Source organism: Phyllobacterium zundukense, from assembly GCF_025452195.1.
GTDB lineage: Bacteria > Pseudomonadota > Alphaproteobacteria > Rhizobiales > Rhizobiaceae > Phyllobacterium > Phyllobacterium zundukense_A.
In genome coordinates this window covers 1,207,354-1,233,882 of record NZ_CP104973.1, presented here as the reverse complement: position 1 = coordinate 1,233,882, position 26,529 = coordinate 1,207,354, and the positions used below count along the sequence as shown (strand labels likewise).

Below are 26,529 nucleotides of genomic sequence, written 5' to 3'. Positions count from 1 at the left end.
TCCGTCAGACATCGCCCTTGCGCACGAGCTTGCCTTCTTCGGCCTTGTGGAAATATTGCGAGCAGACAAGCCAGCCCTTCAGCGGCCGCAAAAGGATGAGGCTGCCAAGCAGCGTCAACGGCAGTGTCGTGATCAGATGCACCCAGATGGGCACTTCGTAGGTCGTCTGCAGCCACAGTGCAAATACCAGGGCGGGCACGGCAACGATGGTCATGGCAAAAAACGCCGGGCCGTCCGCCGGGTCGGCAAAGGAATAGTCAAGCTCGCAAACCTCACAGGACGGCGCCAGTTGAAGGAAACCACTGAACAGATGCCCCTGCTGGCATCGCGGGCAGCGCCCGAGAATCCCGGTTTTCATCGGGTTTTCAGTGGGATGGTAGTGAACATGTGACACGGGACTTCTGCCTTTCCGGTCACAGCGAGCGACCAAGTTGAATATAAGCAGGGTGGGCACACAAATGCAGGTGGCAGTTTAGCACAGGCCCCTGTTCACAACAGGCTTCCCTGTGCCGTAATCGGATGGAACACTGGCCGCCTGGCCATGCTGGCGAATATGCGGTGTTCGAGATCGAGCAGCAAGCGCTTGCGCCGCTGCCCGCCGCCATAACCGGTCAGGGAACCATCGGCGCCAATGACCCGGTGGCACGGGACAACGATTGCAACCCTGTTTTGTCCATTGGCCGCACCCACGGCACGGCTTGAACCCGGCTTGCCCAGATCTCTGGCTATGCCGCCATATGTGCGTGTTTCCCCATAGGGAATTGCCTGCAGTGTCGACCAAATCTGCCGCTGAAATGCCATGCCCGGCAGCACAAGCGGCGTTTCGAACAAGGTGAGCTTGCCGGCAAAATAATCAACCAGCTCCGCCTCGATCTGCTCAAGCACGGCATTTTTGCCCGGTTCAATAGTGTAGCCGTAGCGTTTTTCGAGTTCCTCGACCTCCGCCGGCAAGGCTGGCCGGTCGTCAAACTCCAGCAATGACAATCCTTCATCGCCCGCCATCGCAATCATCGGTCCAAGCGGCGTCTGGATGGACTTCCGCAGCAAAATCTTCATCACGTGATCTCCGATTCACGCGCGATTCTAGCACCTCAGCGTGCGATGCCCACCCGATTCATGCGTTCCTGCCGGCAATAGTAACAACCGTGCCCGCTACATGCAGCGCCTGCATGATGTCGTCCGGCGGTTCCTGGTCAGTCACCAGTTCACCGAACCCGCCGAACCCACAGACCTGGACAAGGCCACGCTTGCCGAATTTCGCCGCGTCCGTGATCGCGATCGAGCGTGTACCGCGCGACAACACCGTGCGGGCAAATTCCGCCTCCTCCAGATCGTAGTCGGTAAGTCCGCCCACCGCATCCATCGCCCCCACCGAAATGACGGAATGGTCAACACTGAAACGGTTGACATACTCGATTGCCGAGACCCCGAAGGCCGCTCCGCTATCCCGGCGCAACTCGCCACCCGCCATGAAAACCCGGTTGCCATTCACGGTCGCCAACGTGCGGGCAATATCGGATGAATTGGTTATGACCGTCAGGTTCCGGTGCTGTAGCAACTCGCGGGCGAGAAAACTCGTGGTTGTACCAGTGTCCAGCATGATGGAGTCGCCGTCCTGGATCGTCCGCGCGACCCATTGCGCAATCATGCGCTTGGCCGGCGCGTTTTCGCGCATGCGTATCTCGAATGGCGCTTCGCCCAGATGCTGCGGCAGACCGATGGCACCATGGATTTTGACGATTGTGCCCTCATCTGTCATCGGCTTTACGTCGCGCCGGATGGTTTCGAGGGACACACCAAGTTTTTGCGCCAGATCGGCGATGGATATAGTCCCTTCGTCCTGCAGCAGCCGTTTTATTTCGCCGTGTCGTTTGGAATTCATGCCTGAAACCCCAGCCAAGTGTAAATTATCCGCAACATTATCACACGATTCCCACAAATTTGTCATTAAAGCCACAAATCACCACAAAAACGTGTTGACATAGGTGATATAAAGGCGGAAAGTCACATTATTAGATAAATACGTGGTTCGACAGGCTCATCATGAGGGGGAGTATCCCTGCAAATAATCAAAAAGCAGTTATTGGGATGCGAAACAGAAGTCTTTGCCACAGACGGATTCCTGTTCTTGGAGAGCCCACAACCCTCCTTCTGCAGATCAACGCCGTCATGGTGAGTCTGTCGAACCACGCATTTGTCAGCAGATGACGGCATTTTCAGAAATCAGACGACGTATTGCCGCTCTGCCGCTCTGGCAGGGCGATATTCATATTGCTCTTTTGAAGGGCGGGATTAGCAACGAGAGTTATGTCGTCGAAGACGATAACCGCAAATATGTCGTGCGCTTCGGAACCGACTATCCGTTTCACCATGTGTTCCGCGACCGCGAGGCGATGACGGCCAAGGCGGCGCATCGCGCCGGTTTTGCCCCGGAACTGTTCCATGCGGGCGACGGCGTCATGGTAACCGCGTTCCTCGGCGCACGCACCTACAATGCGGACGATGTGCGGGCCAATATACCGCGCATAGCCGAACTGATCCGGCAATTCCACACGACAATGCCCGAACATATCCTCGGGCCGGGTTTCATGTTCTGGGTCTTCCATGTCATCCGTGATTATGCCCGCACGCTGCAGGCGGGCAACAGCCGCATGGTGCCGCACCTTGCCACCTATCTTGCCGTCGCCGCGGAAATGGAAGCCGTGCAACGGCCACTGCCGATCATCTTCAGCCACAACGATCTCTTGCCTGCCAACATACTCGATGATGGCAATCGCCTCTGGCTGATTGATTTCGAGTATGCCGGTTTTTCGACCTCCATGTTCGATCTTGCGGGCCTTGCTTCCAATGCGGGATTGAGCGAAGACGAGTCCGAGGCCTTGCTTGCCGCCTATTTTCAAGCCGCGCCCGACCGCGAACTCAGGCGCGCCCATGCAGCCATGCAATGCGCTTCGTTGTTGCGCGAGGCCATGTGGAGCATGGTTTCCGAGCTTTACCTCGACGCACCCGGCGTCGACTACGTTGCCTATACCACCGAGAACCTGCAGCGGCTCGACCAAGCTCTTGATCGGTACCGGACCGAGTATGGAAAATGATTCTAACCTGCAGCTATCTGTGTCGTTTGGTTGGCAAATCCAAATGTGCGTGGTTCGCCCTTCGACAGGCTCAGGAGGCTCACCATGAGGGAGATTAGTGCCTTGCAACAACGGTCGCCAAGAGCGCATTGCTTGGCTCACTGCAATCAACCCAACCTCCCTCATGGTGAGCCTCCTGAGCCTGTCGAAGGGCGAACCACGCACAATGGATATGCAACTGTGATCTTCAAAAGCGGTACATCATTATGACCCTCCCCTCCCATGCCCAGATCGTCGTCATTGGCGGCGGGATTATCGGCTGCTCGACGGCCTATCATCTTGCCAAGGATCACAAGGCCGACGTGGTATTGCTGGAGATGGGGCAACTGACCTCTGGCTCGACATGGCACGCGGCGGGGCTGGTCGGGCAATTGCGTTCCTCCGCGTCGATTACCCGCGTCCTCAAATATTCGGTCGATCTCTACAAACGTCTCGATGAGGAAACCGGCCTTGCGACCGGCTGGAAAATGACCGGCTGCTTGCGCCTCGCCACCAATCAGGACCGCTGGACCGAGTTCCGCCGCCTCGCAACCACTGCGGGAAGTTTCGGCATGGAAATGCACCTCCTCTCCCCGCAGGAGGCCAAGGCCATGTTCCCGCTGATGCGTGTCGATGATCTCGTTGGCGCGAGCTGGCTGCCAACCGACGGGCAGGCCAGCCCTTCCGATATTACCCAATCACTGGCGCGCGGCGCTCGCATGCATGGCGCGAAACTCATCGAGAACATCCGCGTCACCGGCTTCGAGATGAATGGCGACCGGATCGTCAAGGTCAAGACCGACCAGGGCGACATTGCCTGCGAAAAGGTCGTCAATTGCGCCGGCCAATGGGCACGGCAGGTCGGTGAGTTGGCCGGCATCAATGTGCCGCTGCAGCCGGTCAAACATCAATACATCATCACCGAAAAAATCGACGGGCTTTCATCCAATGCGCCGACGATCCGGGATCCGGACCGCCGCACTTACTTTAAGGAAGAAGTCGGCGGCCTGGTCATGGGCGGTTATGAGCCCAATCCGCAGAGCTGGATGACCGGCGATGTGCCGAACGACTGGCAGTTCCGCCTGTTCGATGATGATTTTGATCATTTCGAGCAGCATATGCTCGCTGCGATCGAACGTATCCCCGCGCTTGAAACCGTTGGCGTCAAGCAGATGATCAACGGCCCGGAGAGCTTTACGCCCGACGGCAATTTCATCCTCGGCGTCGCGCCGGAATGTTCCAACATGTTCGTCGGAGCTGGCTTCAACGCGTTCGGCATCGCCTCCGGTGGCGGCGCGGGCTGGGTGCTGGCACAATGGGCCATCGATGGCGAAGCGCCGCTCGACCTCTGGACCGTCGATATCAGGCGCTTCTCCAATCTCCACCGCAATCGCGACTGGGTGCGCGACAGGACTCTTGAGGCCTACGGCAAACACTACACTGTCGGCTTTCCGCACGAGGAATATGTGTCCGGGCGCCCTGCTATCGTCTCTCCGCTCTATGAGCGTCTGAAGCAGCATCGCGCCGTCTTCGGCTCCAAGCTCGGCTGGGAGCGGCCCAACTGGTTCGCGCCAGAAGGCGTAGCTGCCGAAGACGTCTATTCCATGGGCCGCCAGAACTGGTTCGATGCCGTCGGCGAAGAACATCGGCACGTGCGCGACAAGGTCGGCATTTTCGACCAGTCTTCCTTCGCCAAGTTCGAATTGACCGGCAGGGACTCCGCAAAGGCGCTCGACACCATCTGCGCCAATGATGTGTCGAAACCTTCGGGCCGCCTGACCTATACCCAACTCCTGAATACGCGCGGCGGCATCGAGTGCGACCTGACCGTTGCACGGCTCTCCGACGACAGGTTCTACATCGTCACCGGCACCGGCTTTCGCACCCATGACTTCGCCTGGATCCGGGATCACATCGGCAAAGACCTCGATGCGAAACTCACCGACGTAACCGAGGACTTCGGTACCCTTTCGCTAATGGGCCCCAAGGCGCGCGACGTCTTGGTCGGGGTCACCAACGCCGATGTCAGCAACGCTGCATTTCCTTTCGGTCATGTTCGCGAGATCAAGATCGCCGGCGAAACGGTTCGGGCGCTGCGCATCACCTATGTCGGCGAACTCGGCTGGGAGTTGCATGTGCCAATTGCTGCAACCGGCGAGGTCTTTGATGCGCTGATGCTGGCCGGAAAAGAATTCGGCATCAGGCCGGTCGGCTATCGGGCACTGGAATCCCTGCGTCTGGAGAAGGGATACCGCGCCTGGGGTTCCGACATCACCCCGAATGACTCACCATTCGAGGCTGGACTCGGCTGGGCGGTGAAACTGCGCAAGGACACCGAATTCGTCGGACGGCAGGCGAGCGAGGCCATCCATGCCGCTTCGCTCAAAAAAAGACTCGCAACGTTCACAGTCACGGACAAGGACGTCGTACTGCTCGGCCGCGAGACCATCCTGCGCAATGGCGAGCCGGTCGGCTATCTCACCAGCGGCGGCTACAGCTACACGGTCGATCGTCCGATTGGCATGGGCTATGTGCGCAAGGCCGATGGCATCAGTGACGCTTTCCTCACCGAGGGCAAATATGAGCTCATCGTCGCCAATGAACGTTACGCTGCTGAAGTCCATCTGGAGCCATTATATGATCCGGAAAATGCGCGGGTGAGGGACTGAGCCTTCCGGGATTTGTGTTCCTCAATGAAAAGCTTCCGGTCGCCCGCGCTTTTGGCGCAGGATGAGTCGAATCTTGCACAGGAATCGATAAGACCCCCACAACAATCGTCGATTCCGGCCCATGTTTATCAATCGGAGCGCGAAGTTTAGTTGCACAAAGTTGTGTTTTTTGCAGCAAATCAAAAGGCTTGACTTTGACGTTCGACAGGACCAAATGCACATCGTGCGGACCTGTGTCCACAAGTCTGTATATCTTCAACCGGAGTTAAATCTCTCATGCCCAGCGACGACAGTAGTAGTCGATTGTTTGCGCCGTCAACGGCGATCGTGGCCTGATCTGAGATCAGCTCGCCTCGATCCCCTGTGACGGCGGATCGACAGAAAGGCGAGCTAAAATGAACGATCTTCGCTTTCCCACAGGTGCGGACAATGCCGAGCTGGCATCCGTGCTGACCCTCGCAGAACAGCTTGCAACCATGCATGCTGCAGATGCGATCGAACTTCTCAATGAGCTCGAACTATCTGAATCCATTGAGATTCTTGCCGACATGCCGCACGAGCACGCCGTCCTGATCCTTGATCAGCCGGAGTTGCATGATGCTGCCGGTATCATAAAGGGATTGCCGGCCGAGACCGCGCGGCAACTCCTTGACGCAATGTCGATCGACCGTGTCACCGACATCTTTCACGAGTTCGATACCAAGACCCGGGCCCGGCTTGTTGTCGGTCTCGGGCCAGAAACGACGGCCGCATTGCGCAAGCTCCTGCGCTATCCGCCGCATACGGCGGGCAGCCTGATGACGACCGAATTCGTCAGCGTGCCGTCCAACTGGACCGCCACGCAAACGCTGCAGCACATTCGCGAAGTGGAGCGGTCGAGGGAGACCATCTATGCCATCTATGTTACTGATCCTGCAACGAAAAATCTGTTGCGGGTCGTAACCCTGCGCCGCTTGATCACCAGCGAACCGGACGCTTCGATCATGAGTATTGGCCGCGACGTCGCCCCCGTGACCGTTGCCCCGCTGACTGACCAGGAAGACGTGGCACGGCTTTTTCGCAAGCATGATCTGCTCGCCGTCCCGGTGGTAAATGACAGCGACCAGATCATCGGTATCGTCACCGTGGATGACGTGATCGACGCCATGACCCAGGAGATGACCGAGGATACGCTGAAGTTCGGCGGCATGGAGGCTTTGAACAAGCCCTACATGCAAATCGGCTTCGTGCAGATGCTGCGCAAACGCGCCGGTTGGCTTGGCGTGTTGTTCTTGAGCGAAATGCTGACCGCCAGCGCCATGCAGCATTTTGAAGGGGAATTGGAGAAAGCAGTCGTTTTGACTCTTTTTATTCCGCTTATCATGAGTTCCGGCGGCAATTCCGGCTCTCAAGCCACGTCTTTGCTCATCCGCGCCCTGGCGTTGCAGGAATTGCGGTTGAAGGATTGGTGGCGGGTCGCATTGCGCGAAATCCCGACAGGCCTCGTGCTCGGCTCGTTCCTCGGGCTGATCGGCGTGGTCCGGATTGCGACGTGGCAAATGTTGGGTCTCTATGATTATGGCCAGCACTGGCCGCTCGTCGCTGCAACCGTCGGCACGGCGCTGGTCGGGATCGTGACATTCGGCTCGCTGGCCGGGTCCATGCTGCCATTCGCCATGCAAAAGCTCGGCTTCGATCCTGCGAGCGCCTCGGCGCCGTTCGTGGCAACGCTCGTTGATGTAACCGGATTGGTGATTTACTTCAGTATCGCCTTGATAATCCTGTCGGGAACATTGCTTTAAACCTTTTGGTCTGCATGGCTGTCATGCGGGCCAAAACGCTTTGCCCCCTTTCGCGTTTGCGAAAAAACATGTATGGAGCGCGCAAATGTAAAGCGGCGCAGCTCAGATGGCGTCCACAATCCTCCAAAAGAGAACCTTATGAAACTGCGCAACATCGCGATCATCGCACACGTTGACCATGGCAAAACCACGCTCGTTGACGAACTATTGAAACAGTCTGGCAACTTCCGCGAAAACCAGCGGGTTGGCGAAAGGATGATGGATTCCAATGACATAGAGCGCGAGCGCGGGATCACAATCCTCGCCAAGGCGACCTCCGTCATCTGGAAAGATACACGCATCAATATCGTCGACACCCCCGGCCACGCCGATTTTGGCGGCGAAGTCGAACGTATCCTCAGCATGGTGGACGGCGCTATCGTTCTGGTCGATGCTGCAGAAGGCCCCATGCCGCAGACGAAGTTCGTCGTTGGCAAGGCTTTGAAAGTTGGTCTTCGTCCAATCGTAGCGATCAACAAGATCGATCGTCCCGACGCCCGCCACGAAGAAGTCGTGAACGAAGTTTTCGACCTCTTCGCCGCTCTTGATGCTACGGACGAACAGCTCGATTTTCCAATTCTTTACGGCTCCGGCCGTAACGGCTGGATGGCGACGAGCCCGGAAGGTCCGAAAGATCAGGGTCTGGCAGCGCTGTTTGACATGGTTCTCGATCACGTCCCTGCGCCCACTGTCGGTGAAGGTCCATTCAAGATGATCGGCACCATCCTTGAAGCCGATCCATTCCTTGGCCGCATCATCACCGGCCGCATTCATTCTGGTACCGTCAAGTCGAACCAGCAGGTCAAAGTTTTGCATGGCGATGGCACTCAGCTCGAAACTGGCCGTATCTCGAAGATCCTGGCGTTCCGCGGTCTTGAACGCCAGCCGATCGAAGAAGCCCATGCCGGTGACATCGTCGCTATCGCAGGCCTGCAGAAAGGCACCGTCGCGGACACGTTCTGCGCACTCGAAGTGACCGAAGCCCTGCATGCACAGCCGATCGATCCGCCAACAGTTACCATGTCCTTTATCGTCAACGACAGTCCGCTTGCCGGCACCGAAGGCGACAAGGTTACGAGCCGTGTCATTCGCGACCGCCTGATGAAGGAAGCTGAAGGCAATGTCGCGCTGAAGGTCGAGGAATCCGACGACAAGGATTCCTTCTTCGTCTCGGGTCGCGGCGAATTGCAGCTCGCGGTTCTCATTGAAAACATGCGCCGTGAGGGTTTTGAACTAAGTATATCGCGCCCTCGCGTCGTTTTGAAAAGAGATGACTCCGGCACTTTGCTCGAGCCCATCGAAGAAGTGCTGATTGACGTCGACGAGGAATATTCCGGCACCGTTGTCCAGAAGATGTCCGAACGTAAGGCTGAAATGGTCGAGCTGCGTCCATCCGGTGGTAATCGCGTTCGCATGGTATTCTATGCGCCGACGCGCGGGCTCATCGGCTACCAGTCGGAGCTTTTGACCGATACGCGTGGCACCGCGATCATGAATCGCCTTTTCCGTGCCTACGAGCCTTTCAAGGGTGAAATCGCCGGCCGAACCAATGGCGTTCTGATCTCCAACGATCAGGGAGAGTCCGTAGCTTTCGCCATGTGGAACCTTGAAGATCGCGGCGCAATGATTATCGAGGCTGGCATAAAGGTCTATGCCGGCATGATCATCGGCATCCATTCGCGCGACAACGATCTTGAAGTGAACATCCTCAAAGGCAAAAAGCTGACCAACATTCGTGCTGCAGGCAAGGATGAAGCTGTCAAGTTGACTCCACCGATCCGCATGACTCTGGAACGTGCGCTTGCCTGGATTCAGGACGACGAGCTGATGGAAGTAACTCCGAAATCAATTCGTCTGCGCAAGCTTTACCTCGATCCGAACGAGCGCAAGCGTTTCGAAAAGAGCAGCAAGACTGCAGGCGCTGCCTAACCATCGATGTTCTGCGTGAGACAAAAGCGGCGATCTTCGCCGTTTTTTTTGTTTTCGTACATGCCCAAAACGCTTTTTTGGATGTTGCGAACTCGCGCGTTGCGGGTCTATGATTAAGGGACCATGAACACCCATGTGATCGAGATAAGACGGGCGCATATGGCCGATGCAGTGGCGATTTCAGCCATCCATCTGGCTGCCTGGAAAGGCGCATATGCAGGTATCATACCCCACCGCGCGCTCAACAACATGTTGGAGCGGCGCGGCGCCAATTGGTGGGCAAAGGCGATCCAGCGCTCGACACAGATCCTTGTAGCCGATGTTGGCGGCATCGTTGCCGGCTACGCGACGCTTGGGCCAAACCGCGCCCGCCAGTTGCAGCAACAGGGTGAAATTTACGAACTCTATGTCAGGCCGGAATACCAAGGCTTTGGTCTGGGCACCCGCCTCCTGGGCGCCGCTCGCCGCAGTCTCGGCGATCAAGGCCTGAAGGGTATGGTGATCTGGGCGCTCGAGGACAACGACCTTGCGATTTCATTCTACCAGAGCGCCGGTGGCCGCGATGTCGCCGAGGGTGTCGAGTGTTTCGATGGCAAGACGCTCAAGAAGGTCGCTTTTGTCTGGAATTGATGCTGGTTTAGGCCAGATTCTTCTCGCACTCAAATCCCGAGTTGTGTTTTGCCATTCGCTCTTAATGAGCCTATCAATCGTTTTCCTTACATAGGATCGACGGCATTGTTGCGCCGCGGTATAAAAATCAGTACAGGACTTCCATACTTCATAAGGACTCTGAAAATATGCGCATCGATGCCATTGCTGTCGGCAACAATCCCCCTGAAGATGTAAACGTTATCATCGAGGTCCCGGTTGGCGGTCAACCGATCAAGTACGAGCTCGATAAGGATTCGGGCGCGTTGTTCGTCGATCGCTTCCTGCACACGCCCATGACCTATCCGGGCAATTACGGTTTCGTGCCGCATACGTTGTCGGATGATGGCGACCCCATAGATGTGTTGATCTGCAATACACGCGCTCTGATGCCTACGAGTGTGATCAATGTCCGCCCGATCGGTGTCCTCGTCATGGAAGACAATAAGGGACAGGACGAAAAGATCATTGCTGTTCCTTCACCTCACCTGACGCTACGGTACGAGAAGGTGCACAACTACACCGATCTTCCCGACATCACGCTCAAACAGATCCAGCATTTCTTCGAGCACTACAAGGATCTGGAACCCGGCAAATGGGTGAAGATTGGGGATTGGGGCGATGAAGATGCCGCCCGCCAGCTCATCACCGAAGCAATCGAACGCCACAACGCCAAGAAGGCCTGATCGCTCAATATTCGGGCGGTTCAAGAACGGCAAGCTTCAAAGCCAGTTCGTCAGGATCGCCCGAAATTCTCACCTGCTTCAGTCGCGAAGTTGCTCCTGCAGCAATCGTTACATCTCGCGCCGAAAGATCCAGTTGCTTCGCCAGTAGCTTTACCAGTGCTGCATTGGCCCTTCCGTCTTCAGGAACCGCCCGCACCCGTGCTTTGAGATGGGAGCGCCCATCATCTGTCTCTTCCACACCTTCAATCGCATCCTTAGCCGATTTCGGCGTCAGCCGCACAAAGAGAGTGATCCCGTCACGCTCCTTGCGGAAATGCTGTGGTTTTTTGATCAAACCAGAATCGGTGCGATCGTCGTCCAGAGAAACTGGCGAATGAAGAAGATGATCAACAAAAGGACGATCGGGGAAATATCGATACCGCCGAGGTCAGGAAGAAAGCGGCGAATGGGTCGCAATGCAGGTTCGGTGATGCGATAGAGAAAATCTCCTATCGAGGCAACGAACCGGTTGCTGGAATTGATGACGTTGAAGGCATAGAGCCATGAGAAGATCGCACTGGCAATGAGAATCCAGGTGTAAATGTCGAGAGCCAGATCGATGGTGCGGATGAGGGCGAGCATACAGGTCTCCTAAGATTTCCACGACATGTAGCGACTGGCTGGCTCGCGAGCAAGAGGCGGCGATGGACCTAGACGCAGACGGCTCAGTCCAGATATTATTGTGACAGTATTCGTGCCAGACTATTCACGACATCGACTGCGCCTAAGGTATTACGACCTGTTGATCTTTACCGATATTGTTGAATTTAAAAAACCGGAATAAATTTGCGTCGTGATTCGGGCTATCCCGGCCCGCTTTTCATCCAAGGGGGTTTCCATGCTCAATAAACTGTCGGCCGAGTTCTTCGGCACATTCTGGCTTGTCCTCGGCGGTTGCGGCAGTGCCGTTATTGCCGCTGCATTTCCTGATGTCGGTATTGGTTTGCTTGGTGTTGCCTTTGCGTTTGGTCTTACGGTTCTAACCATGGCCTATGCGGTCGGCGGAATTTCCGGCGGCCATTTCAATCCCGCTGTTTCGCTCGGCCTTGCCGTTGCGGGACGCTTCGACTTCAAGGATCTCATTCCCTATTGGATCGCACAGGTTGTCGGTGCCATCGTCGCGGCTGCCGTCCTTTACCTGATTGCATCCGGCAAGGCGGACTTTACTGCCGGTGGATTCGCTTCCAACGGTTACGGTGACCTTTCGCCCGGCAAGTATGGCTTGGTCGCCGCACTTGTCACAGAAATCGTCTTCACTGCGTTCTTCATCATGATCATTCTCGGTGCGACCTCGGCTTCCGTTCCGACTGGGTTTGCACCGATCCCGATTGGTCTCGGCCTGACGCTGATACATCTGGTTTCGATTCCGGTGACAAATACCTCCGTCAATCCGGCACGTTCCACCGGCGTCGCCCTTTTCGCGGAAACCGCCGCGCTTGGCCAGCTCTGGCTGTTCTGGTTCGCCCCGCTCATCGGCGCGGTACTCGGCGCAATCATCTGGAAATCCTTGCTCAGCAAAGATTCAGACGCTTCTGTTACTGCAGCTGTAAACGCGGCTTGAACGAAAATGGGCCGGTTCGGGCCGGCCCATTTGCTTTTCCTCTCTCATAATATTTCTGATTCTCCTTATCCCCATTCTCCCTAAACTGGTCTAGAAGAAAGCTCCCGATTCCGGAGCCTTTCAACGAAATGACCATCTCCGAAACGAATGCTGCGCATGATCGTTATGCCGCGTTTCGCCATTCGTCCTTTACCCGCTATTGGCTAGCACGCTTCTTTGGCTCATTTGCCATCCAGATCATCAGCGTCTCCGTCGGCTGGCAGATCTATGATCTGACGCGCGATCCCTTTTATCTGGGCATCGTTGGGCTGGTACAATTCGCACCATCGCTGCTGCTCGTGCTCATTACCGGCGCAGCTTCCGACCGCTTCGGGCGGCGATTGATCATGGGGCTTTCCTTGTGTGTCGAGGTGATTTGCGCCGCTCTGCTGCTCTTGTTGACGATAACCCACCTGTTTACGCCATCGTTGGTTTTCATCATTCTCGCGGGATTTGGTGTCGGCAGAGCGTTCCTTGGACCAGCCTCCTCGTCGTTAGTCGTTAATCTTGTACCAGCGGAGGCATTTTCCAACGCCGTGTCCTGGAACTCGTCGGCCTGGCAAATTGCAACGATCGTCGGACCGGTCGCCGGGGGACTGCTCTACGGTGTCTCTCCTGTCGCAGCCTACGGCGTCGCCAGTGCAATGCTTGTCATCGCGACCCTGAGCACGTTTTCCATTGCCAAACCCGCCCAGCATACGCTGCACGAAACAAGATCGTTTCAGACTCTGCTGGCCGGCTTCCACTACATATGGAAGGAAAAGATTGTTCTTGGCGCGATTTCGCTTGATCTGTTTGCTGTACTGCTCGGTGGGGCCGTGGCACTTCTGCCAGTTTACGCGCGTGATATCTTGCAGCTCGGCCCGTGGGGCTTAGGCATGCTGAGAGCTGCGCCCGGCATTGGCGCCATTGCAACGGCGGTCTGGTTGACCGGGCATCCCATTCGCGACCATGCTGGAATGATCATGTTTGCCTTCGTGGCGCTCTTCGGTTTGCTCACGGTCATGTTCGGCATTTCCGATATTGCTTGGTTATCGATCGTGGTACTTGCTTTGATGGGTGCAGCCGACATGATCAGCGTCTATATCCGCGAGACACTGTTGCAATTGTGGACACCGGACCATGTGCGAGGGAGGGTCAATGCCGTTAACATGGTTTTTGTCGGCGCATCCAACGAACTAGGCGAATTCCGCGCTGGTGTTATGGCATCCCTGATCGGTACGGTGCCTGCTGTTGTCTTCGGTGGCATCGGAACGGTGGCCGTTGCCGGCCTTTGGGCCTATTGGTTCCCGCAATTGCGCAAGGCACGGAATTTGCAGGGCAGGACCTAGACTTTTACGGGAATGCCGAAAATCGTCGCAAGGAAGCGGTGCAGCCAGGCCCTGAGAACGGCGTCGTAAATCATGCGGCCATCCAGATGGTCGCGGCCCTGCTGCGCACCGCACAGGGTAAAGCGTTCCGCGCCACGCACAACCCAACGATGCATCATGGCCCGCGTCAGTTCCGCATGGAACTGGACGCCCCAGGCATTGTTGCCATACCGGAACGCCTGATTAGGGTAGGAGCTGCCCGTCGCCAGCAAGGTTGCTGTCTGCGGCAATTCAAAACCTTCGCGATGGAAATGATAAACCATCGACGGCCAGTCCATTAGTGCGCGACCGGCTTCTGTCGGTTCGAGCGGATACCAGCCTATTTCGACAAGGCCATCCGGATGAGGGCCAACACGACCGCCGAGGTGGTTGGCAAGCATCTGTGCGCCCAGGCAAATGCCGAGAAAGGGCTTGTCTTCAGCGAGAGGTACGGACAGCCAATCGGTTTCTGCGCGTACAAATTCTTCCGAATCATTGGCACTCATCGGGCCGCCAAAAATAACGGCGCCTGCATGGTCTTCCAGTGTTACGGGTAAGGTATCTCCAAGAGGCGGGCGGCGAATGTCGAGAGCAAAACCGGCCTCGATCAGCAAATGGCCGACGCGGCCGGGACTGGAACGCTCCTGGTGCAGCACCGTCAGGATCTTGGGACGATGCGACTGTCCGCTTTCCATCCATCCAGTTTGGTACATTCGCTTAAGCCTATTCCTCTTGCACCGTCTGTTTTGCGCGAACCGCTGCCTGTCGTTTCATAGTCACCCGATCGCGTGTCGATACGCCGATCAGTTCCGCGACACGCCAGACGACATTATCCTCCAGCTCATGCGCGCTACCATCAGCAAAGACGACATCCCACATCAGCTCAATGAATCTGATGCGCGCCTCTTCGTCAAGATTGCGCTTGATGATGCTGGTGAAACTGTAAAGGTCGACTGCCTCCTGGTCCGCTTGTTCGCCCTCGTCAAGCAAGCGCTTCAGCGCCTCGCCCTTCAGGCCATAGGCCTCGGAAATCAGCTGTGAGACGCGTTTGCGCTCCGCCTTGCCGCGGTTACCGTCTGCATCCATCACATGGAACAGCAAGGCTGCTGCCGCAAGGCGCGGATCTTTCCTTGAAAAATGCTCCTTGCTGTCACCCGACGGCAAGGATTTGAAAAACGTCACGAGACTATCGAGCATAAAGGGAAATCTTTCGCGTCTATCTGGAGGGCTGAACCACCCATATAGCTGTTTATATGCCTAAACCACTGTACATCTTGCCGCAAAGACGGCGGCGATCATCACGTTTGGATGATCAGAATAGCCGGAACTTCTTGGTTCGTTCTGCGCCATCTTTAGGCCGCACGCCCGGGTCATCCGGGACAGGAAAGACAAATTCCTCATCTTTTTCCTTGGATTGCATTGGTTTCTCCGGAAATGCAGGCAGAACGGAAGCTATTCTCTCCGGATTGACCGTTTCTGTGGGCTTCGAGGCCGGCCTTTCCCTAGAGTCTACCGGTGGCTCAAGTTGTACGATTTCAGCATCGACGACATCCGTTTGGCCGCGATCTTCCTTGGAAACTGGCCTCTCCGCTTCCAGAACGACTGGCTTGGCCGATATGAGCGGCTTCACTTCGTCGCGAGGCCGCGCTGGTTCCTTTGCCAACGCATTGTCGAAATCGTCGCCGGAATCGATCACCGGACCGAGCTGTTCAACGGGAACCTTCCATTCGAAGGCGTCGAGCCTGCCCGTCACCGGAGATGCTGGTGCCCAGCGTTCCGAAACGTAGCCATCGGCCGTCCAGGCGGGATCGCGTGGCGCCTTGACGGCACGCGACAGCCACTGCCGGACGCGGCCCTGATCGCCCGTTTGCGCTTCTTCGATATCGGCCAGTAGAAGATATGCGCTCTCGCGCGGTGCACTGCGGAGCACCGCTTCCGCTGCCTCTCTCGCTTCCTTTAATTCGCCTGCAGCCAGCGCGGCCTGGGCGATGGCCAGGCTCGACTCAGGGTGATGTGGATAGAGCGACGCCAGATGACGGGCGCGCTTGAGGCGATCCAACACCGAATCGCCAAGCCGCGCGTGTACATAGGTTTCGGCAACTTCCGGATGAGGTTGCTTCTTCCAGCTATATTCCAAGACTTTCGATCCTTTGCGCAAGTCGCCTTGGCTAAACAATGTTTTCGCGGCAATGACCGCAGCCGGTATGAGATCGGGAGCCATTTTATTCGCCTCGATGGCAGTCGATTTGGCGCTAGCCGGATCAGTTTCGAAGGTTTCGATTGCCTTGGCCGTCAAGAGCACCGCGCGCTCGCGCTTGGCCTTCTCCTTGTCGAGCTGTTTGGCCGCTCTCTGCTTTTCGAGCAGCAAGAGCGCTCCATCCCAATCACCATGGGTGGTTTTTTGGCCAAGAGCCGCCGAAGCTGCCCATTCGACATTCGGAGCCAGCAAAGCGGCTTCCTCAGCGTAATGCCTGGAAGCATCCCGTGCGCCAAGGCGCTGAGCTTCGAGGTAAAGGCCCCGTAACCCGAGAAGCTTCGTTTCCGGATCTTCGAGCATGGCTTCGAATTTGTCCCGCGCGTCATCGGCGCGCCCTTCAAGCATGGCGGACTGGGCATCAAGCAGTTTGATCAGCGGCTCCTGATCGACGTTCAGCAGTTTTTCCGCCTGTTTGATCATTCTGCGTGCAGTCTCGCTATCACCGGCACCTGCCGCGATCAGTCCAGTCGACAGCGACTGGTAGCCCCGATCGCGTTTGCGCGCACGGAAATGGCGGCGCAGCGCGTAAGGCGATGTGATGAGGCTTTTGACAATCCACCAGGTCAACATGACCGCGGCGACAATCGCCACGATCGCAGAAGCCGCCACCATCAGGGTGACCTTGTACTGCATGCCGCCAAGGGTAACGACCAGATCGCCAGGCCGATCTGCAAGCCAAGCGAAACCGACACCGAGGAGGAGAACGACAAGGAGGAAGAACAGGATACGAATCATGATCTTGCTCCTAATTGGCCGCTGCTGGGGACTTGATGCCGGTCAAGGCATCGGACAAGGCCTTCGACACGACGTCCCCAGCCCTTTGCCGGGCTTTCATCGCGTTGGCGAAATCCATTGAAACGGCCTTGGCATTCTCCGGCAGTTTCTCCCATTCGGCAATGGCGAGCCTAAGGTCGCCTGCATTCAAATGCGCCTCGATCCGTGCCGTGATTGCATCGACGCCCTCGCCCTCAACCATACCGACCGGACGCGCCTGCACCAAGCTGCTCGCGCTTGCCCACAAGCGATCGACCACCCCGGCATTGGGATCCACTGTGTGGGCGCTTGCAATGATTTTGGGAGCGACGTCCGCGAACTGGCTGACCAGCGTATTGAGCGTCGGAATGCCCTTCGCAGCAAACCCACGGAGGCTCTCGACCTCTCCGCCTTGTGGCGCAACGGCCACGTACGTATCCAGTTCGGCCGCGAACGGCTCGCCACGATCGATAGCGGCCTTCATGCCCGTTGCCGCCATGGCAAGCGCCATATTGGCCTGCGCCGAGGGATCGTTGACTTTCGCCTCCAGGGCATTCAACCGCTCCGTGGCGCCCGCAGCGACGCCACCGGCCTGCTCCGCCTGTTGCTGGCTGCTGTTCAGTTGGGTCTCCAGGGCAGCGAGGCGCCCGTCAATACCACTCGTATCTACGACTGCGCCGGAGCCGGCGCTTGTCTGAATATCCGCAATACTTTGCTTGAGTGCGACAAGCTCCGCGGAAAGCCCAGAAACCTGGCTTGCGGCTTGTTTGGCGTTCTCCACGGCGCCGTTAAGCGCCACCTGCGCACCCTCATCCAGCGTCTGAGCCGCTGGTCGCGCATCTCGCAATTCAGCTATCTGTTGCTCGAGCGCTGAAGTATCCGCCTTTGGCGATGGCAGGACGCCCGCCCATTGCAGCGCCGCAGCGCCGACAAGAGCTACAATGCCGCCAATGATTCCTGCTACAAAGCGGCCCAATGGGTCATTTGGCTTTGATCCGGAGGACGACACCGTTGGTCGCGAAGCAGTCGATTGAGCGGAGGAATTGGTTCGCCCAAATGACTGCCCGGACTCCGAAGAATGCGAAATCTTTGGGGCCTCTTCGCGCTGCTTTTCCTTTGACTTCTCTGCTACATCTGCCTTCGCGTCAGCGCTTGGGTCGAAGCCGACCGGTTCGGGCTGCGGTACGTCGGCCTTGGATGCAGCTTTGTCGACCGCCAATGGCGCCAGTTCGATTGTCACGGGTTTGCGGGCAGACTTCGAATGACGCGGAACAGATGATTTGGCCATGGACAGACTTTTCCTGAACGTAAGACTTCTCGTAAACCCGAAGTTAGCAAGGAAGTTCCGGCAGCGAAACTACACACATTCATTGCGACGAGCAGGAAGCGTCCTGCGCCTGCTGCAGAAGCTCGAAGAGAGCGTCTTCATCGGGGCTGTTTGCCACATGGATTAAAGCTTGATCCACTTCAGTCAGCGCATTTGCCACACGAGGGGATAGGCAGAAAATCGATGTGTTATCAAAATGATGGGCAATATTTCCCCGGCCTCTCAGACGCAAGAACTCTTCAGCGCCCCAGCGAGAATACAGGAGGCAGTGATCTATCTCGCCCTTGCTGAAAAATTCTAAGAGAAACTCAGTCGTATAACTGACTAAAACAGTATCGTAGGCCATTACGGGCTTAAATTGCATCCCTGATGTACGGAGAGCATGCTCAAAATCCGGCGCGCGAACGCGCCCTGTCACATAAAGAACGCGGGCGCCGGCACATAACTCCTCACCTATGGTTTGAGCAAGCGAGACGCCATCTCTGTCCCCCGTTGTCACCGTTTCGAACCCGCGGGCGCGCGCCGCGGCTGCGGTCGCTTCTCCGACAACAAAGCAGGGAAGCCCAAGGAACGGTCGCAACATCTTGTCCGGGGCCTGCCGCAATGCATTCGCACTTGTCACCGCAACCGCGTCAAATTTTCCTCTGGGCGTTTTTACCGGAAGCGGAACAATCTTGGTCAGGGGCAAAACCAGAGGCAGGAAGCCATCGCCAAGCAAACGTTCGGCAGTTTTGATCGCGCCCGGCTGAGGCCGTGTGACCAAAACTGTTTTCATCGTCAGAACCAATCCGAAAAGAAGTGTGGCCCTGCGAGTTTGCGCACCCGCAGCGCCGCGTCCTGGCCGATGCCGACAGCGTCGGAGAGTACACCGTCACCTGTGACCTCATGCACCTCGCTGCCATCGGGCAAGAGTATCATGCCATGGAATTGAAGCCTCCCTCCCGATACGGTCGCCAGACCGGCGATTGGCGTACGGCAGGAACCATCGAGCGAACCGAGGAATGCGCGTTCGCATGCCAGTGCAGTGGAGGTCGGCAGGTGGTTGAGCGGCGCCAATAGCGCATCGATGCGATTATCACCAATGCGGCTCTCTACCGTGATTGCACCTTGTCCAGGGGCTGGCGGAAAAGCTTTTGCATCCATAAGCTCGGTTGCAACGTGACCGAGGCCGAGACGTTTCAAACCAGCATAAGCGAGGAATGTTGCATCCACCTCGCCGTCCGCGAGTTTGCGCAGCCGCGTCTCGACATTCCCACGAAAATTGATCACCTTCAGATCCGGGCGTGCACGATGGATCAGCGCCTGCCGTCGCAGAGAGGCGGAACCGACCACGGCGCCTTTCGGCAGATTCATGAAGGTCTTTACCTCGCGGCCAATGAATGCGTCACGGGGATCTTCGCGTTCGAGGAAGACAGACAGGTGCAACCCTTGCGGCAGAACGGTTGGCATATCCTTTGATGAATGCACGGCAAGATCGAGGCGCCCGTCGGCAAGCTGTTCTTCGATTTCGAGCGTGAACAAGCCTTTTCCGCCAACTTCAGACAGGGATCGATCCTGTATCCGGTCACCGCTGGTGGAAATGGCCACGATTTCGATGTCTTCTTCGCGAAGTCCGTGGGCCTTTACCAGAAGGTCACGCGTCTCATGGGCTTGTGCGAGCGCCAGTGCACTCCCACGTGTACCAATCTTGAGCGTTTTTGTTTGCATTGGCGGCTGTCCGTGTTACGCGAATTCGAGTTGAGCGTTCTACTAACGACCTTTTCGCAGGTCGACAATGCGGCGAAGGATATCAGGTTTACCGATGCGGGTACTAGGCATTGAAACAAGCTGTGACGAAACGGCGGCAGCGGTAGTCGAGCGCGACGACCAAGGCCATGGGCGCATCCTCTCGAACGTCGTCCTGAGCCAGATCGACGAACACGCGCCCTATGGCGGCGTGGTGCCGGAAATCGCTGCGCGCGCCCATGTCGAGGTGCTTGATCGATTGATTGGCCAGGCACTGCACGAGGCGCAGATAACTCTGGGCGATGTCGATGCCGTGGCTGCCACCGCAGGTCCGGGCTTGATCGGCGGATTGATCGTCGGTTTGATGACCGGAAAGGCGATCGCGATGGCCGGTCAGAAGCCTTTCTACGCCATTAATCACCTCGAGGGTCATGCTCTGACCCCACGTTTGACCGATCGCATCGATTTTCCTTATTTGTTGCTGCTGGTCTCCGGCGGCCACACGCAGATGGTTCTGGTCAAAGGTCTCGGCGATTATGAGCGGCTAGGCACGACTATCGACGATGCTCTCGGTGAAGCATTCGACAAGACCGCCAAACTACTCGGCCTGCCCTATCCGGGAGGGCCTGAAGTGGAAAAAGCGGCCCTGGCGGGCGATCCCAGCCGATTCACACTACCACGCCCGCTGAAGGGCGAGGAACGACTGGATTTCTCCTTTTCTGGTTTGAAAACAGCGGTGCGGCAACTGGCAACCACGTTGGAACCCTTGTCACAGGACGACGTCAACGACATTTGCGCCGCCTTTCAAACCGCCGTCGCCGACACACTTGACGACCGGGTTTCACGCTCGCTGCAACGGTTTCGCGCGAGTTTCCCTGACGTCGAGGAGCCGGCATTGGTTGTTGCCGGTGGAGTTGCCGCAAACAAGGTTCTGCGCGACGGCCTGCAGCGTCTGTGCTCGGACAATGGCTTCCGCTTCATCGCACCACCCATGGCACTTTGCACCGACAATGCCGCGATGATTGCCTGGGCAGGTGCCGAAAGAGCTGGTCTCACACTTGGCGATTCGCTCGACATCGCGCCACGCTCGCGCTGGCCACTGGACATGCATTCAACGCCTTTGATCGGCGCTGGCCGGCGCGGAGCCAAGGCATGAGCGAGCCTTCGATTGCCGTAATTGGCGGAGGTGCCTGGGGTACGGCGCTTGGCACAATGGCCGCCCGCAACGGCAATGCCGTCCGGCTGTATGCACGCAGCGCCACAACCGTCGATTCCATCAACAAATACCATCGTAACGAGACTTATCTGCCCGGAATAGACCTGCATCCGGCACTCACGGCAAGTATCGACGCTCGGGAAGTTCTGGCCGGAATTGACGTGATCCTTTGCGTCATTCCGGCGCAAGCGCTTGCCGACGCCCTACAGGAACTGAAAAACCTCATTCCGGTCGCCGCACCGCTAGTGATTTGCGCCAAAGGCATAGAGCGCCACAGTGGCCAGCTGATGTCCGAACTGGTCGCCAGGATTATGCCCGATCAGACCCTTGGCGCTCTTTCGGGGCCAAGTTTTGCAACCGATGTGGCGAGGGGATTGCCGACCGCGGTAACAGTCGCCGCTCGTAGTCAGGCGCTTGCCGACCGCATTGCCCTGATCCTGTCCGGTCCGACTTTCCGCTGTTATTCCACCGATGATTTGATCGGTGTGGAAATCGGCGGTGCACTCAAGAATGTGCTCGCCATTGCCGCCGGGGCAGCGATAGGCCGCGGTTTTGGTGCCAGTGCCCAAGCGGCGCTGGTCACCCGCGGGTTTGTCGAATTGCGGCGGATCGGCGAGGCTATGGGCGCAAGGCCGGAGACGATCATGGGTCTTTCGGGGCTTGGCGATCTCATGCTTACTTGCTCTACACCACAATCGCGTAATTATTCATACGGTCTTGCGCTCGGGCGCGGGGAAGATTTGACTGGCCGACCGTTGGCCGAAGGCGTGGCCACGGCTGCGATTGCCGCGGAACTTGCCGTCCGCAACAATATCGAAGCGCCGATCATTGCGACTGTCGCGCAAATACTCGACCGCCACATCACCATCGACGAGGCCATGGAGGCGCTACTGGCGCGGCCGCTAAAGAACGAGAGTTAAACCTGGAGACGATGAATGCTCTATGCCCTTCTGTGCAACGACAAGCCTGATCATCTGCAATTACGCCTCGACACACGTGCTGTTCATCTCGATTATTTGAACAGCCTGGGTGATCGCCTGAAATTTGCCGGGCCGTTTCTTGGCGATGACGCCAAGCCGAACGGCAGCCTGGTGGTCGTCGAGGCGCCTGACCTTGACGCAGCAAAGGAGATTGCAGCGCATGATCCCTATGCTAGAGCTGGACTTTTCGCGGCTGTCGATATCCGCCCCTGGAACTGGGCAATCAAGAATCCTGACAACAAATAGGTGCTATCATGGCATTTTGGCTATTCAAATCAGAACCTGATTCATGGTCGTGGGACAACCAGAAAGCCGCCGGGGCCAAAGGTACGGAGTGGACCGGCGTGCGCAACTATCAGGCACGCAACAATATGCGTGCCATGAAGATCGGTGATAAAGGCTTCTTCTACCATTCCAATGAAGGGCTGGACGTCGTCGGCATCGTCGAGGTTTGTGCCCTCGCTCATCATGATTCGAGCACCGAAGATCAGCGCTGGGAATGCGTGGATATCCGCGCGGTCAAGGATGTGCCTAATCCGGTGACATTAAAGGACGTCAAGGCCAATCCGAAACTGGAAAAAATGGCATTGGTTACGTCCATGCGGCTATCGGTGCAGCCAGTGCAACCGGATGAATGGAAAGAGGTTTGCCGTATGGGCGGACTGGTTCCAGCACCGGAATGATTTCATCCCGTGGTTGAGGCTGCTCTCGATCCTGAAAGCGATCGCTATCGCCGGTTCGTTCTGGCGAATACCATTCTCCAACCGCCCCCGCACGTGCCGGAGATCAGGCTCTATCTTGCCGATGAAGCGCATGACCTCTGGCACCGTACAGAAGAAGAACTGACAACAATCGGACTGCCACCGCCTTTCTGGGCGTTTGCCTGGGCGGGCGGACAAGGGGTGGCGCGCTACGTGCTCGACCATCCCGCAACGGTTGCAAACGCAGTTGTCCTCGATTTCGCCTCGGGTTCCGGTCTGGTCGGTATTGCTGCTGCTCAGGCGGGGGCAAAGCATGTCATCTGCTGCGATATCGACCCGTTTGCACGCCCCGCCATCGCTCTTAACGCCGATGCAAATTGTGCAACAGTCGAGATTCGGATCGACGATCTGATTGGCAGCGACGACGGTTGGGATGTCGTTCTGGCCGGTGACGTTTTTTATGACAAGCCATTGGCCGACAGACTCGTACCTTGGTTCACCTCACTGGCTGCCCGCGGTGCGGACATCATCGTTGGCGATCCTGGCCGCTCCTATTTTCCCAACAACCTGCTGGATTCATTGGCAGTTTATTCGGTACCGGTGACAAGAATTCTCGAAGACGCCGAAGTAAAGCAAACGACGGTTTGGCGCTTCAAGCGCTAACGCAGCACGCGAATGACCGTCTGGTCTGAGAGATAGGGCAAAAGCCGGTTCATATCGACTCGACTCAAGGCAATGCAACCTTCCGTCGGTGTATAGCCCGGTCTTGCCAAATGAAAGAAGATTGCACTGCCCTTGGCACGACGTCGCGGTCTGACGTTCCAATCCATGACGATGCAGATATCGTACAGATCATCCTTGCGCCACATGGTTTCGTGGCTGGCGCCATAGGGAATGCGCACCTTCCGGTTGTAATTGCGATCGTTGCTGACTTCACACCAGCCATCATCGCGGCGAAGTGGCTGTAACAGCAAGGCCTGCGTACTCTTCACTTTCTTGTCGGGACGCTTGAAGCCGTAGAGCAACCGCATGCGCGTGAGCGGCGTTCCACCATCACCTTCGCGCTTGAAAGCAGTGATTCCGCCTTTGCCCAGCGCACAGCGCAGGATTATATTGCCAGCAATCAGCTGCCCTTGGCTCGTGTGGCCAGGTCTTGGACGGACATCAATCAATTTCAAGGACCTGCGACTCATGCTTGCCTCATAAAAAGCATTTTTTTGTCAGACTGATGCGCCGCATAACCAATATCAAGTCGATCCCCTTTCTTTCCTGTCCTATTCGACTTAAATTCCAATGACTTCTTTCCATCTGCGGGAGATCCGATGACAGCGCGTACCATTCTTATCGTCGACGACGATGCAGACTTGCGAGCCATCCTGGTTGAACAACTGAGCCTCTATGAAGAATTCCAGATCATCGAGGAAGATAATGCAACCAAAGCCGTTCAGACCGCGAGAAACGGCGTCGTCGATCTCCTGATCATGGATGTCGGGCTGCCGGACATGGATGGGCGCGAGGCAATCAAGCTTTTGCGCAAGGGCGGCTTCAAGGCCCCGGTCATCATGCTGACGGGGCACGACACCGATTCGGACACCATTCTCGGCCTCGAATCGGGCGCAAACGACTATGTGACCAAGCCGTTTCGCTTCGCTGTCCTATTGGCGCGCATTCGGGCACAACTTCGCCAGCATGAGCAAAGCGAGGACGCGACTTTCATTGTCGGGCCCTATACATTCAAGCCGGGGCAAAAGATGCTGATCGACGCCAAAGGCAGCAAGATTCGGCTGACCGAGAAGGAAGTCGCCATAATCAAATATCTTTACCGCGCGGGCGGCAAGGTCATCACAAGGGATATCTTGCTTGAAGAGGTGTGGGGATACAACTCTGGGGTGACGACACACACGCTGGAGACGCATGTGTACCGCTTGCGGCAGAAAATAGAGCATGATCCATCCAATTCAACCATACTTGTCACGGAAAGCGGGGGATACAAGCTCATTCCTTGATGCCGATTGCTACGCCCTACCTCTTTTTTGAGGCATAAAGGACGCAGCACACGAATGATTTGCGCGTAATCCTGAAGATGATTTTTTGGGGTTATGCGCGACGCCAATCTAGGTATATGTCTGTTATTGCATGGCAATTGAAGATGATATTCGCATTCTGGAGACGGTGGGGCTGTTCGAGACGTTTACGCGCGACCAGTTGCGCCTGCTCGCCTTCGGCACCGAACGTCTTGTTTTGCGCGAAGGCCGCGAACTCTACCGTGAAGGCCAGGCGGCAGATTGTGCCTATGTTATTGATCGCGGTGATATTTCCCTGTTCCGCGAAGGGCCGTCAGGTCGTATAATCCTGAAAACGGTGGGTCCTGGTGCCGTCCTCGGCGAGATGGCGATCATCGCCCAGACCAAGCGCCTGACCAGTGCCATGGCCGAATCCGAAACCGAGGTCATCCGGCTCAATCGTTCGCTTTTCCGGCGGATTCTCGAAGAATATCCCGAAATCGCCGCCGCTTTGCATGACCAGATATCGGCCGACCTCAGCGAAATGATCGAGGCCATTACCCGGTACGAACACCTGTTCAATGAGCAGTGACTAAACCGGCCGCAACCAAATTGCCCGCGGCGATTGAAATTCTTGCACCGGAATCGAGGATTCCGGCATAGGATTCGAGGAAGTTTGTGCGGGATTCGACTATTTTGTGCAATTCTTGTTCCAGATCCAGCTCAATCCAGATTAAAACGAGCGATGACCGGAACATGGTCCGACGGGCGCTCCCATCCGCGTGCCTCACGAAGGATCGTGATGTCGGTCAGATCGGTTTCAAGGTCCGGCGAACCCCATATATGATCCAGTCGCCGCCCGCGATCGGCCGCAGCCCAATCGGCGGCGCGATAGCTCCACCACGTATAGATCTTCTCGCTCGGCGGGATGTGGTGGCGCATCAGATCGCTCCACCCGCCATCCTTCCGCAGCTTTTCCAGACCTTCGGTTTCAATCGGGGTATGGCTGACGACCTTCAAAAGTTGCTTGTGCGACCAGACGTCGGTTTCGAGCGGAGCAATGTTGAGATCGCCGACCAGCAGAGACGCATGGCCATCACCGTAGACGGCATTCATCGCCTTCATCTCGTCAAGGAACCCGAGCTTGTGCCTGAACTTCGCATTGATTTCCGGATCGGGCTCATCGCCTCCAGCCGGAACGTAGAAATTGTGGATACGCAGCCGCTTCGTTCCAGCATTGACGACCGTGCTCAAATGCCGGCAATCGGCGATATCGCAAAACCCGACGCGTGCCGGTTCGGTGAGGGGGCGGCGCGATAGGGTGGCAACCCCATGATAGCCTTTCTGGCCGCTGATCTCGATATGCTCATACCCGGCCATATGAAATGCCTCGCGCGGGAAAAGATCATCCGGGCACTTGGTTTCCTGCAGGCACAGCACATCAGGCTGATAATCGCGCAGGAATTGCAGGACCAGCGGCAAGCGCAGGCGCACCGAATTGATGTTCCAGGTGGCAACGGAAAAGGGCATGAAGACTCGCAAGATGAATGGACGGCACTATAAGCAGTGCGTGGTTCGACAAGCTCACCATGAGGGATGTCGAGCTGAAGAATAAGAGCGCCAACTTTTGCAACTGTTGATGCCAGATGACCACCATTCATGGTGAGCTTGTCGAACCACGCACTCCGGTCATGCCAAAAGATTCCGCAAATCG

The 26,529-nt window shown here is 56.9% G+C and carries 28 protein-coding genes; 15 read left to right on the top strand and 13 right to left on the bottom strand.

Going from position 1 to position 26,529, the window contains the following annotated elements:
- Positions 1-4: 4 nt before the first annotated feature.
- The 3 genes from N8E88_RS18410 to N8E88_RS18400 all read right to left on the bottom strand — a co-directional run bounded on the left by N8E88_RS18410 (position 5) and on the right by N8E88_RS18400 (position 1,882).
- The gene (locus N8E88_RS18410; RefSeq protein ID WP_262294933.1) at positions 5-358 is read right to left on the bottom strand and encodes a DUF983 domain-containing protein; all 354 of its coding nucleotides are present in this window, start codon (positions 356-358) and stop codon (positions 5-7) included.
- A 131-nt stretch (positions 359-489) separates the two neighbouring features.
- Positions 490-1,056 (bottom strand): methylated-DNA--[protein]-cysteine S-methyltransferase, encoded by a 567-nt coding sequence (locus tag N8E88_RS31560; protein WP_315975300.1) that lies wholly within the window; start codon positions 1,054-1,056, stop codon positions 490-492.
- Positions 1,057-1,114: 58 nt separating this feature from the next.
- Entirely contained in the window at positions 1,115-1,882 is a 768-nt protein-coding gene (locus tag N8E88_RS18400) for a DeoR/GlpR family DNA-binding transcription regulator (RefSeq protein WP_262294932.1), read from the bottom strand.
- 322 nt (positions 1,883-2,204) lie between these two features.
- Between N8E88_RS18400 and N8E88_RS18395 the strand changes: the two genes are divergently transcribed.
- The 6 genes from N8E88_RS18395 to ppa all read left to right on the top strand — a co-directional run bounded on the left by N8E88_RS18395 (position 2,205) and on the right by ppa (position 10,865).
- The gene (locus N8E88_RS18395) at positions 2,205-3,095 is read left to right on the top strand and encodes a choline/ethanolamine kinase family protein (RefSeq protein WP_262294931.1); all 891 of its coding nucleotides are present in this window, start codon (positions 2,205-2,207) and stop codon (positions 3,093-3,095) included.
- A gap of 245 nt (positions 3,096-3,340) precedes the next feature.
- Complete coding sequence (locus N8E88_RS18390; RefSeq protein ID WP_262294930.1) at positions 3,341-5,782, top strand: GcvT family protein; 2,442 nt, start codon at positions 3,341-3,343, stop codon at positions 5,780-5,782.
- A gap of 395 nt (positions 5,783-6,177) precedes the next feature.
- Positions 6,178-7,563, top strand: a complete 1,386-nt coding sequence (gene mgtE / locus N8E88_RS18385) for a magnesium transporter (RefSeq protein WP_262294929.1) — start codon at positions 6,178-6,180, stop codon at positions 7,561-7,563.
- 138 nt (positions 7,564-7,701) lie between these two features.
- Positions 7,702-9,531, top strand: coding sequence for a translational GTPase TypA (typA, locus tag N8E88_RS18380; protein ID WP_262294928.1), 1,830 nt, complete (start codon positions 7,702-7,704; stop codon positions 9,529-9,531).
- 123 nt (positions 9,532-9,654) lie between these two features.
- Positions 9,655-10,161 carry a GNAT family N-acetyltransferase gene (locus N8E88_RS18375; protein ID WP_262294927.1) on the top strand — a complete coding sequence of 169 codons (507 nt, stop codon included), beginning with the start codon at positions 9,655-9,657 and terminating at the stop codon, positions 10,159-10,161.
- A 167-nt stretch (positions 10,162-10,328) separates the two neighbouring features.
- On the top strand, positions 10,329-10,865 hold the full coding sequence (ppa, locus tag N8E88_RS18370) for an inorganic diphosphatase (protein ID WP_112525138.1): 537 nt from the start codon (positions 10,329-10,331) through the stop codon (positions 10,863-10,865).
- Positions 10,866-10,869: 4 nt separating this feature from the next.
- Here the strand turns inward: ppa and N8E88_RS18365 are convergent, their stop codons facing one another.
- Together N8E88_RS18365 and N8E88_RS18360 are read right to left on the bottom strand one after the other, a co-directional pair.
- Positions 10,870-11,199: a DUF167 family protein gene (locus N8E88_RS18365; RefSeq protein WP_262294926.1), complete on the bottom strand. Its 330-nt coding sequence runs from the start codon at positions 11,197-11,199 to the stop codon at positions 10,870-10,872.
- Positions 11,196-11,486 (bottom strand): YggT family protein, encoded by a 291-nt coding sequence (locus N8E88_RS18360; protein ID WP_262294925.1) that lies wholly within the window; start codon positions 11,484-11,486, stop codon positions 11,196-11,198. Before N8E88_RS18360 ends, N8E88_RS18365 begins: the two co-directional genes overlap by 4 nt.
- Positions 11,487-11,742: 256 nt before the next feature.
- On the opposite strand from N8E88_RS18360, the gene aqpZ reads away from it, so the two are divergent.
- Positions 11,743-12,465 carry an aquaporin Z gene (gene aqpZ / locus N8E88_RS18355; protein WP_262294924.1) on the top strand — a complete coding sequence of 241 codons (723 nt, stop codon included), beginning with the start codon at positions 11,743-11,745 and terminating at the stop codon, positions 12,463-12,465.
- A 128-nt stretch (positions 12,466-12,593) separates the two neighbouring features.
- Positions 12,594-13,835 (top strand): MFS transporter, encoded by a 1,242-nt coding sequence (locus tag N8E88_RS18350; RefSeq protein WP_262294923.1) that lies wholly within the window; start codon positions 12,594-12,596, stop codon positions 13,833-13,835.
- Here the strand turns inward: N8E88_RS18350 and N8E88_RS18345 are convergent.
- From N8E88_RS18345 to hemC, 6 genes are all read right to left on the bottom strand, one after another.
- The gene (locus N8E88_RS18345) at positions 13,832-14,548 is read right to left on the bottom strand and encodes a glutamine amidotransferase (RefSeq protein ID WP_262294922.1); all 717 of its coding nucleotides are present in this window, start codon (positions 14,546-14,548) and stop codon (positions 13,832-13,834) included. The two genes, N8E88_RS18350 and N8E88_RS18345, sit on opposite strands and share 4 nt — an antisense overlap.
- A 28-nt stretch (positions 14,549-14,576) precedes the next feature.
- On the bottom strand, positions 14,577-15,050 hold the full coding sequence (locus N8E88_RS18340; protein ID WP_262294921.1) for a tellurite resistance TerB family protein: 474 nt from the start codon (positions 15,048-15,050) through the stop codon (positions 14,577-14,579).
- Positions 15,051-15,165: 115 nt separating this feature from the next.
- The gene (locus tag N8E88_RS18335) at positions 15,166-16,845 is read right to left on the bottom strand and encodes a heme biosynthesis protein HemY (RefSeq protein WP_262294920.1); all 1,680 of its coding nucleotides are present in this window, start codon (positions 16,843-16,845) and stop codon (positions 15,166-15,168) included.
- 10 nt (positions 16,846-16,855) lie between these two features.
- Complete coding sequence (locus N8E88_RS18330; protein ID WP_262294919.1) at positions 16,856-18,151, bottom strand: COG4223 family protein; 1,296 nt, start codon at positions 18,149-18,151, stop codon at positions 16,856-16,858.
- 79 nt (positions 18,152-18,230) lie between these two features.
- On the bottom strand, positions 18,231-18,965 hold the full coding sequence (locus N8E88_RS18325; protein ID WP_262294918.1) for a uroporphyrinogen-III synthase: 735 nt from the start codon (positions 18,963-18,965) through the stop codon (positions 18,231-18,233).
- 2 nt (positions 18,966-18,967) lie between these two features.
- Entirely contained in the window at positions 18,968-19,897 is a 930-nt protein-coding gene (gene hemC / locus N8E88_RS18320; protein WP_262294917.1) for a hydroxymethylbilane synthase, read from the bottom strand.
- 94 nt (positions 19,898-19,991) lie between these two features.
- Here hemC and tsaD point away from each other — a divergent pair, with 94 nt between their 5' ends.
- Genes tsaD through N8E88_RS18295 form a run of 5 tightly spaced genes read left to right on the top strand, consistent with a single transcriptional unit; the run spans position 19,992 to position 23,475 of the window.
- Entirely contained in the window at positions 19,992-21,071 is a 1,080-nt protein-coding gene (gene tsaD, locus N8E88_RS18315) for a tRNA (adenosine(37)-N6)-threonylcarbamoyltransferase complex transferase subunit TsaD (RefSeq protein WP_262294916.1), read from the top strand.
- Positions 21,068-22,051, top strand: coding sequence for an NAD(P)H-dependent glycerol-3-phosphate dehydrogenase (locus N8E88_RS18310; RefSeq protein WP_262294915.1), 984 nt, complete (start codon positions 21,068-21,070; stop codon positions 22,049-22,051). The genes tsaD and N8E88_RS18310 overlap by 4 nt, the downstream gene beginning before the upstream one ends.
- A 15-nt stretch (positions 22,052-22,066) precedes the next feature.
- Positions 22,067-22,357 carry a YciI-like protein gene (locus N8E88_RS18305; protein ID WP_262294914.1) on the top strand — a complete coding sequence of 97 codons (291 nt, stop codon included), beginning with the start codon at positions 22,067-22,069 and terminating at the stop codon, positions 22,355-22,357.
- Between the two features lie 8 nt (positions 22,358-22,365).
- Positions 22,366-22,794 carry an EVE domain-containing protein gene (locus N8E88_RS18300; protein ID WP_262294913.1) on the top strand — a complete coding sequence of 143 codons (429 nt, stop codon included), beginning with the start codon at positions 22,366-22,368 and terminating at the stop codon, positions 22,792-22,794.
- Between the two features lie 9 nt (positions 22,795-22,803).
- Positions 22,804-23,475, top strand: coding sequence for a class I SAM-dependent methyltransferase (locus N8E88_RS18295; protein ID WP_262294912.1), 672 nt, complete (start codon positions 22,804-22,806; stop codon positions 23,473-23,475).
- On the opposite strand, the gene N8E88_RS18290 is transcribed toward N8E88_RS18295, so the two are convergent.
- A complete protein-coding gene (locus tag N8E88_RS18290) occupies positions 23,472-24,005 on the bottom strand; it encodes a L,D-transpeptidase family protein (RefSeq protein WP_262294911.1) in 534 nt (177 codons plus the stop codon). The genes N8E88_RS18295 and N8E88_RS18290 overlap by 4 nt on opposite strands.
- A 129-nt stretch (positions 24,006-24,134) precedes the next feature.
- Here N8E88_RS18290 and N8E88_RS18285 point away from each other — a divergent pair, with 129 nt between their 5' ends.
- Together N8E88_RS18285 and N8E88_RS18280 are read left to right on the top strand one after the other, a co-directional pair.
- Positions 24,135-24,818: a response regulator transcription factor gene (locus N8E88_RS18285; RefSeq protein ID WP_112525106.1), complete on the top strand. Its 684-nt coding sequence runs from the start codon at positions 24,135-24,137 to the stop codon at positions 24,816-24,818.
- Positions 24,819-24,948: 130 nt separating this feature from the next.
- Complete coding sequence (locus tag N8E88_RS18280; protein WP_262294910.1) at positions 24,949-25,407, top strand: cyclic nucleotide-binding domain-containing protein; 459 nt, start codon at positions 24,949-24,951, stop codon at positions 25,405-25,407.
- 131 nt (positions 25,408-25,538) lie between these two features.
- On the opposite strand, the gene N8E88_RS18275 is transcribed toward N8E88_RS18280, so the two are convergent.
- Positions 25,539-26,345 carry an exodeoxyribonuclease III gene (locus N8E88_RS18275; protein WP_262294909.1) on the bottom strand — a complete coding sequence of 269 codons (807 nt, stop codon included), beginning with the start codon at positions 26,343-26,345 and terminating at the stop codon, positions 25,539-25,541.
- Positions 26,346-26,529: the final 184 nt, after the last annotated feature.

What these genes read in the sequence shown, in the direction of transcription:
- N8E88_RS18340 (WP_262294921.1), bottom strand. Translation starts at nt 15,050, where the DNA reads ATGCTCGATAGTCTCGTGACGTTTTTCAAATCCTTGCCGTCGGGTGAC.
- N8E88_RS18330 (WP_262294919.1), bottom strand. Translation starts at nt 18,151, where the DNA reads ATGGCCAAATCATCTGTTCCGCGTCATTCGAAGTCTGCCCGCAAACCC.
- aqpZ (WP_262294924.1), top strand. Translation starts at nt 11,743, where the DNA reads ATGCTCAATAAACTGTCGGCCGAGTTCTTCGGCACATTCTGGCTTGTC.
- N8E88_RS18310 (WP_262294915.1), top strand. Translation starts at nt 21,068, where the DNA reads ATGAGCGAGCCTTCGATTGCCGTAATTGGCGGAGGTGCCTGGGGTACG.
- N8E88_RS18395 (WP_262294931.1), top strand. Translation starts at nt 2,205, where the DNA reads ATGACGGCATTTTCAGAAATCAGACGACGTATTGCCGCTCTGCCGCTC.
- hemC (WP_262294917.1), bottom strand. Translation starts at nt 19,897, where the DNA reads ATGCAAACAAAAACGCTCAAGATTGGTACACGTGGGAGTGCACTGGCG.
- tsaD (WP_262294916.1), top strand. Translation starts at nt 19,992, where the DNA reads ATGCGGGTACTAGGCATTGAAACAAGCTGTGACGAAACGGCGGCAGCG.
- N8E88_RS18300 (WP_262294913.1), top strand. Translation starts at nt 22,366, where the DNA reads ATGGCATTTTGGCTATTCAAATCAGAACCTGATTCATGGTCGTGGGAC.
- N8E88_RS18290 (WP_262294911.1), bottom strand. Translation starts at nt 24,005, where the DNA reads ATGAGTCGCAGGTCCTTGAAATTGATTGATGTCCGTCCAAGACCTGGC.
- N8E88_RS18390 (WP_262294930.1), top strand. Translation starts at nt 3,341, where the DNA reads ATGACCCTCCCCTCCCATGCCCAGATCGTCGTCATTGGCGGCGGGATT.
- mgtE (WP_262294929.1), top strand. Translation starts at nt 6,178, where the DNA reads ATGAACGATCTTCGCTTTCCCACAGGTGCGGACAATGCCGAGCTGGCA.
- N8E88_RS18350 (WP_262294923.1), top strand. Translation starts at nt 12,594, where the DNA reads ATGACCATCTCCGAAACGAATGCTGCGCATGATCGTTATGCCGCGTTT.
- N8E88_RS18345 (WP_262294922.1), bottom strand. Translation starts at nt 14,548, where the DNA reads ATGGAAAGCGGACAGTCGCATCGTCCCAAGATCCTGACGGTGCTGCAC.
- N8E88_RS18375 (WP_262294927.1), top strand. Translation starts at nt 9,655, where the DNA reads ATGAACACCCATGTGATCGAGATAAGACGGGCGCATATGGCCGATGCA.
- N8E88_RS18400 (WP_262294932.1), bottom strand. Translation starts at nt 1,882, where the DNA reads ATGAATTCCAAACGACACGGCGAAATAAAACGGCTGCTGCAGGACGAA.
- ppa (WP_112525138.1), top strand. Translation starts at nt 10,329, where the DNA reads ATGCGCATCGATGCCATTGCTGTCGGCAACAATCCCCCTGAAGATGTA.
- N8E88_RS18285 (WP_112525106.1), top strand. Translation starts at nt 24,135, where the DNA reads ATGACAGCGCGTACCATTCTTATCGTCGACGACGATGCAGACTTGCGA.
- typA (WP_262294928.1), top strand. Translation starts at nt 7,702, where the DNA reads ATGAAACTGCGCAACATCGCGATCATCGCACACGTTGACCATGGCAAA.
- N8E88_RS18360 (WP_262294925.1), bottom strand. Translation starts at nt 11,486, where the DNA reads ATGCTCGCCCTCATCCGCACCATCGATCTGGCTCTCGACATTTACACC.
- N8E88_RS18275 (WP_262294909.1), bottom strand. Translation starts at nt 26,345, where the DNA reads ATGCCCTTTTCCGTTGCCACCTGGAACATCAATTCGGTGCGCCTGCGC.
- N8E88_RS18305 (WP_262294914.1), top strand. Translation starts at nt 22,067, where the DNA reads ATGCTCTATGCCCTTCTGTGCAACGACAAGCCTGATCATCTGCAATTA.
- N8E88_RS18335 (WP_262294920.1), bottom strand. Translation starts at nt 16,845, where the DNA reads ATGATTCGTATCCTGTTCTTCCTCCTTGTCGTTCTCCTCCTCGGTGTC.
- N8E88_RS18325 (WP_262294918.1), bottom strand. Translation starts at nt 18,965, where the DNA reads ATGAAAACAGTTTTGGTCACACGGCCTCAGCCGGGCGCGATCAAAACT.
- N8E88_RS18280 (WP_262294910.1), top strand. Translation starts at nt 24,949, where the DNA reads ATGGCAATTGAAGATGATATTCGCATTCTGGAGACGGTGGGGCTGTTC.
- N8E88_RS18410 (WP_262294933.1), bottom strand. Translation starts at nt 358, where the DNA reads ATGAAAACCGGGATTCTCGGGCGCTGCCCGCGATGCCAGCAGGGGCAT.
- N8E88_RS31560 (WP_315975300.1), bottom strand. Translation starts at nt 1,056, where the DNA reads ATGAAGATTTTGCTGCGGAAGTCCATCCAGACGCCGCTTGGACCGATG.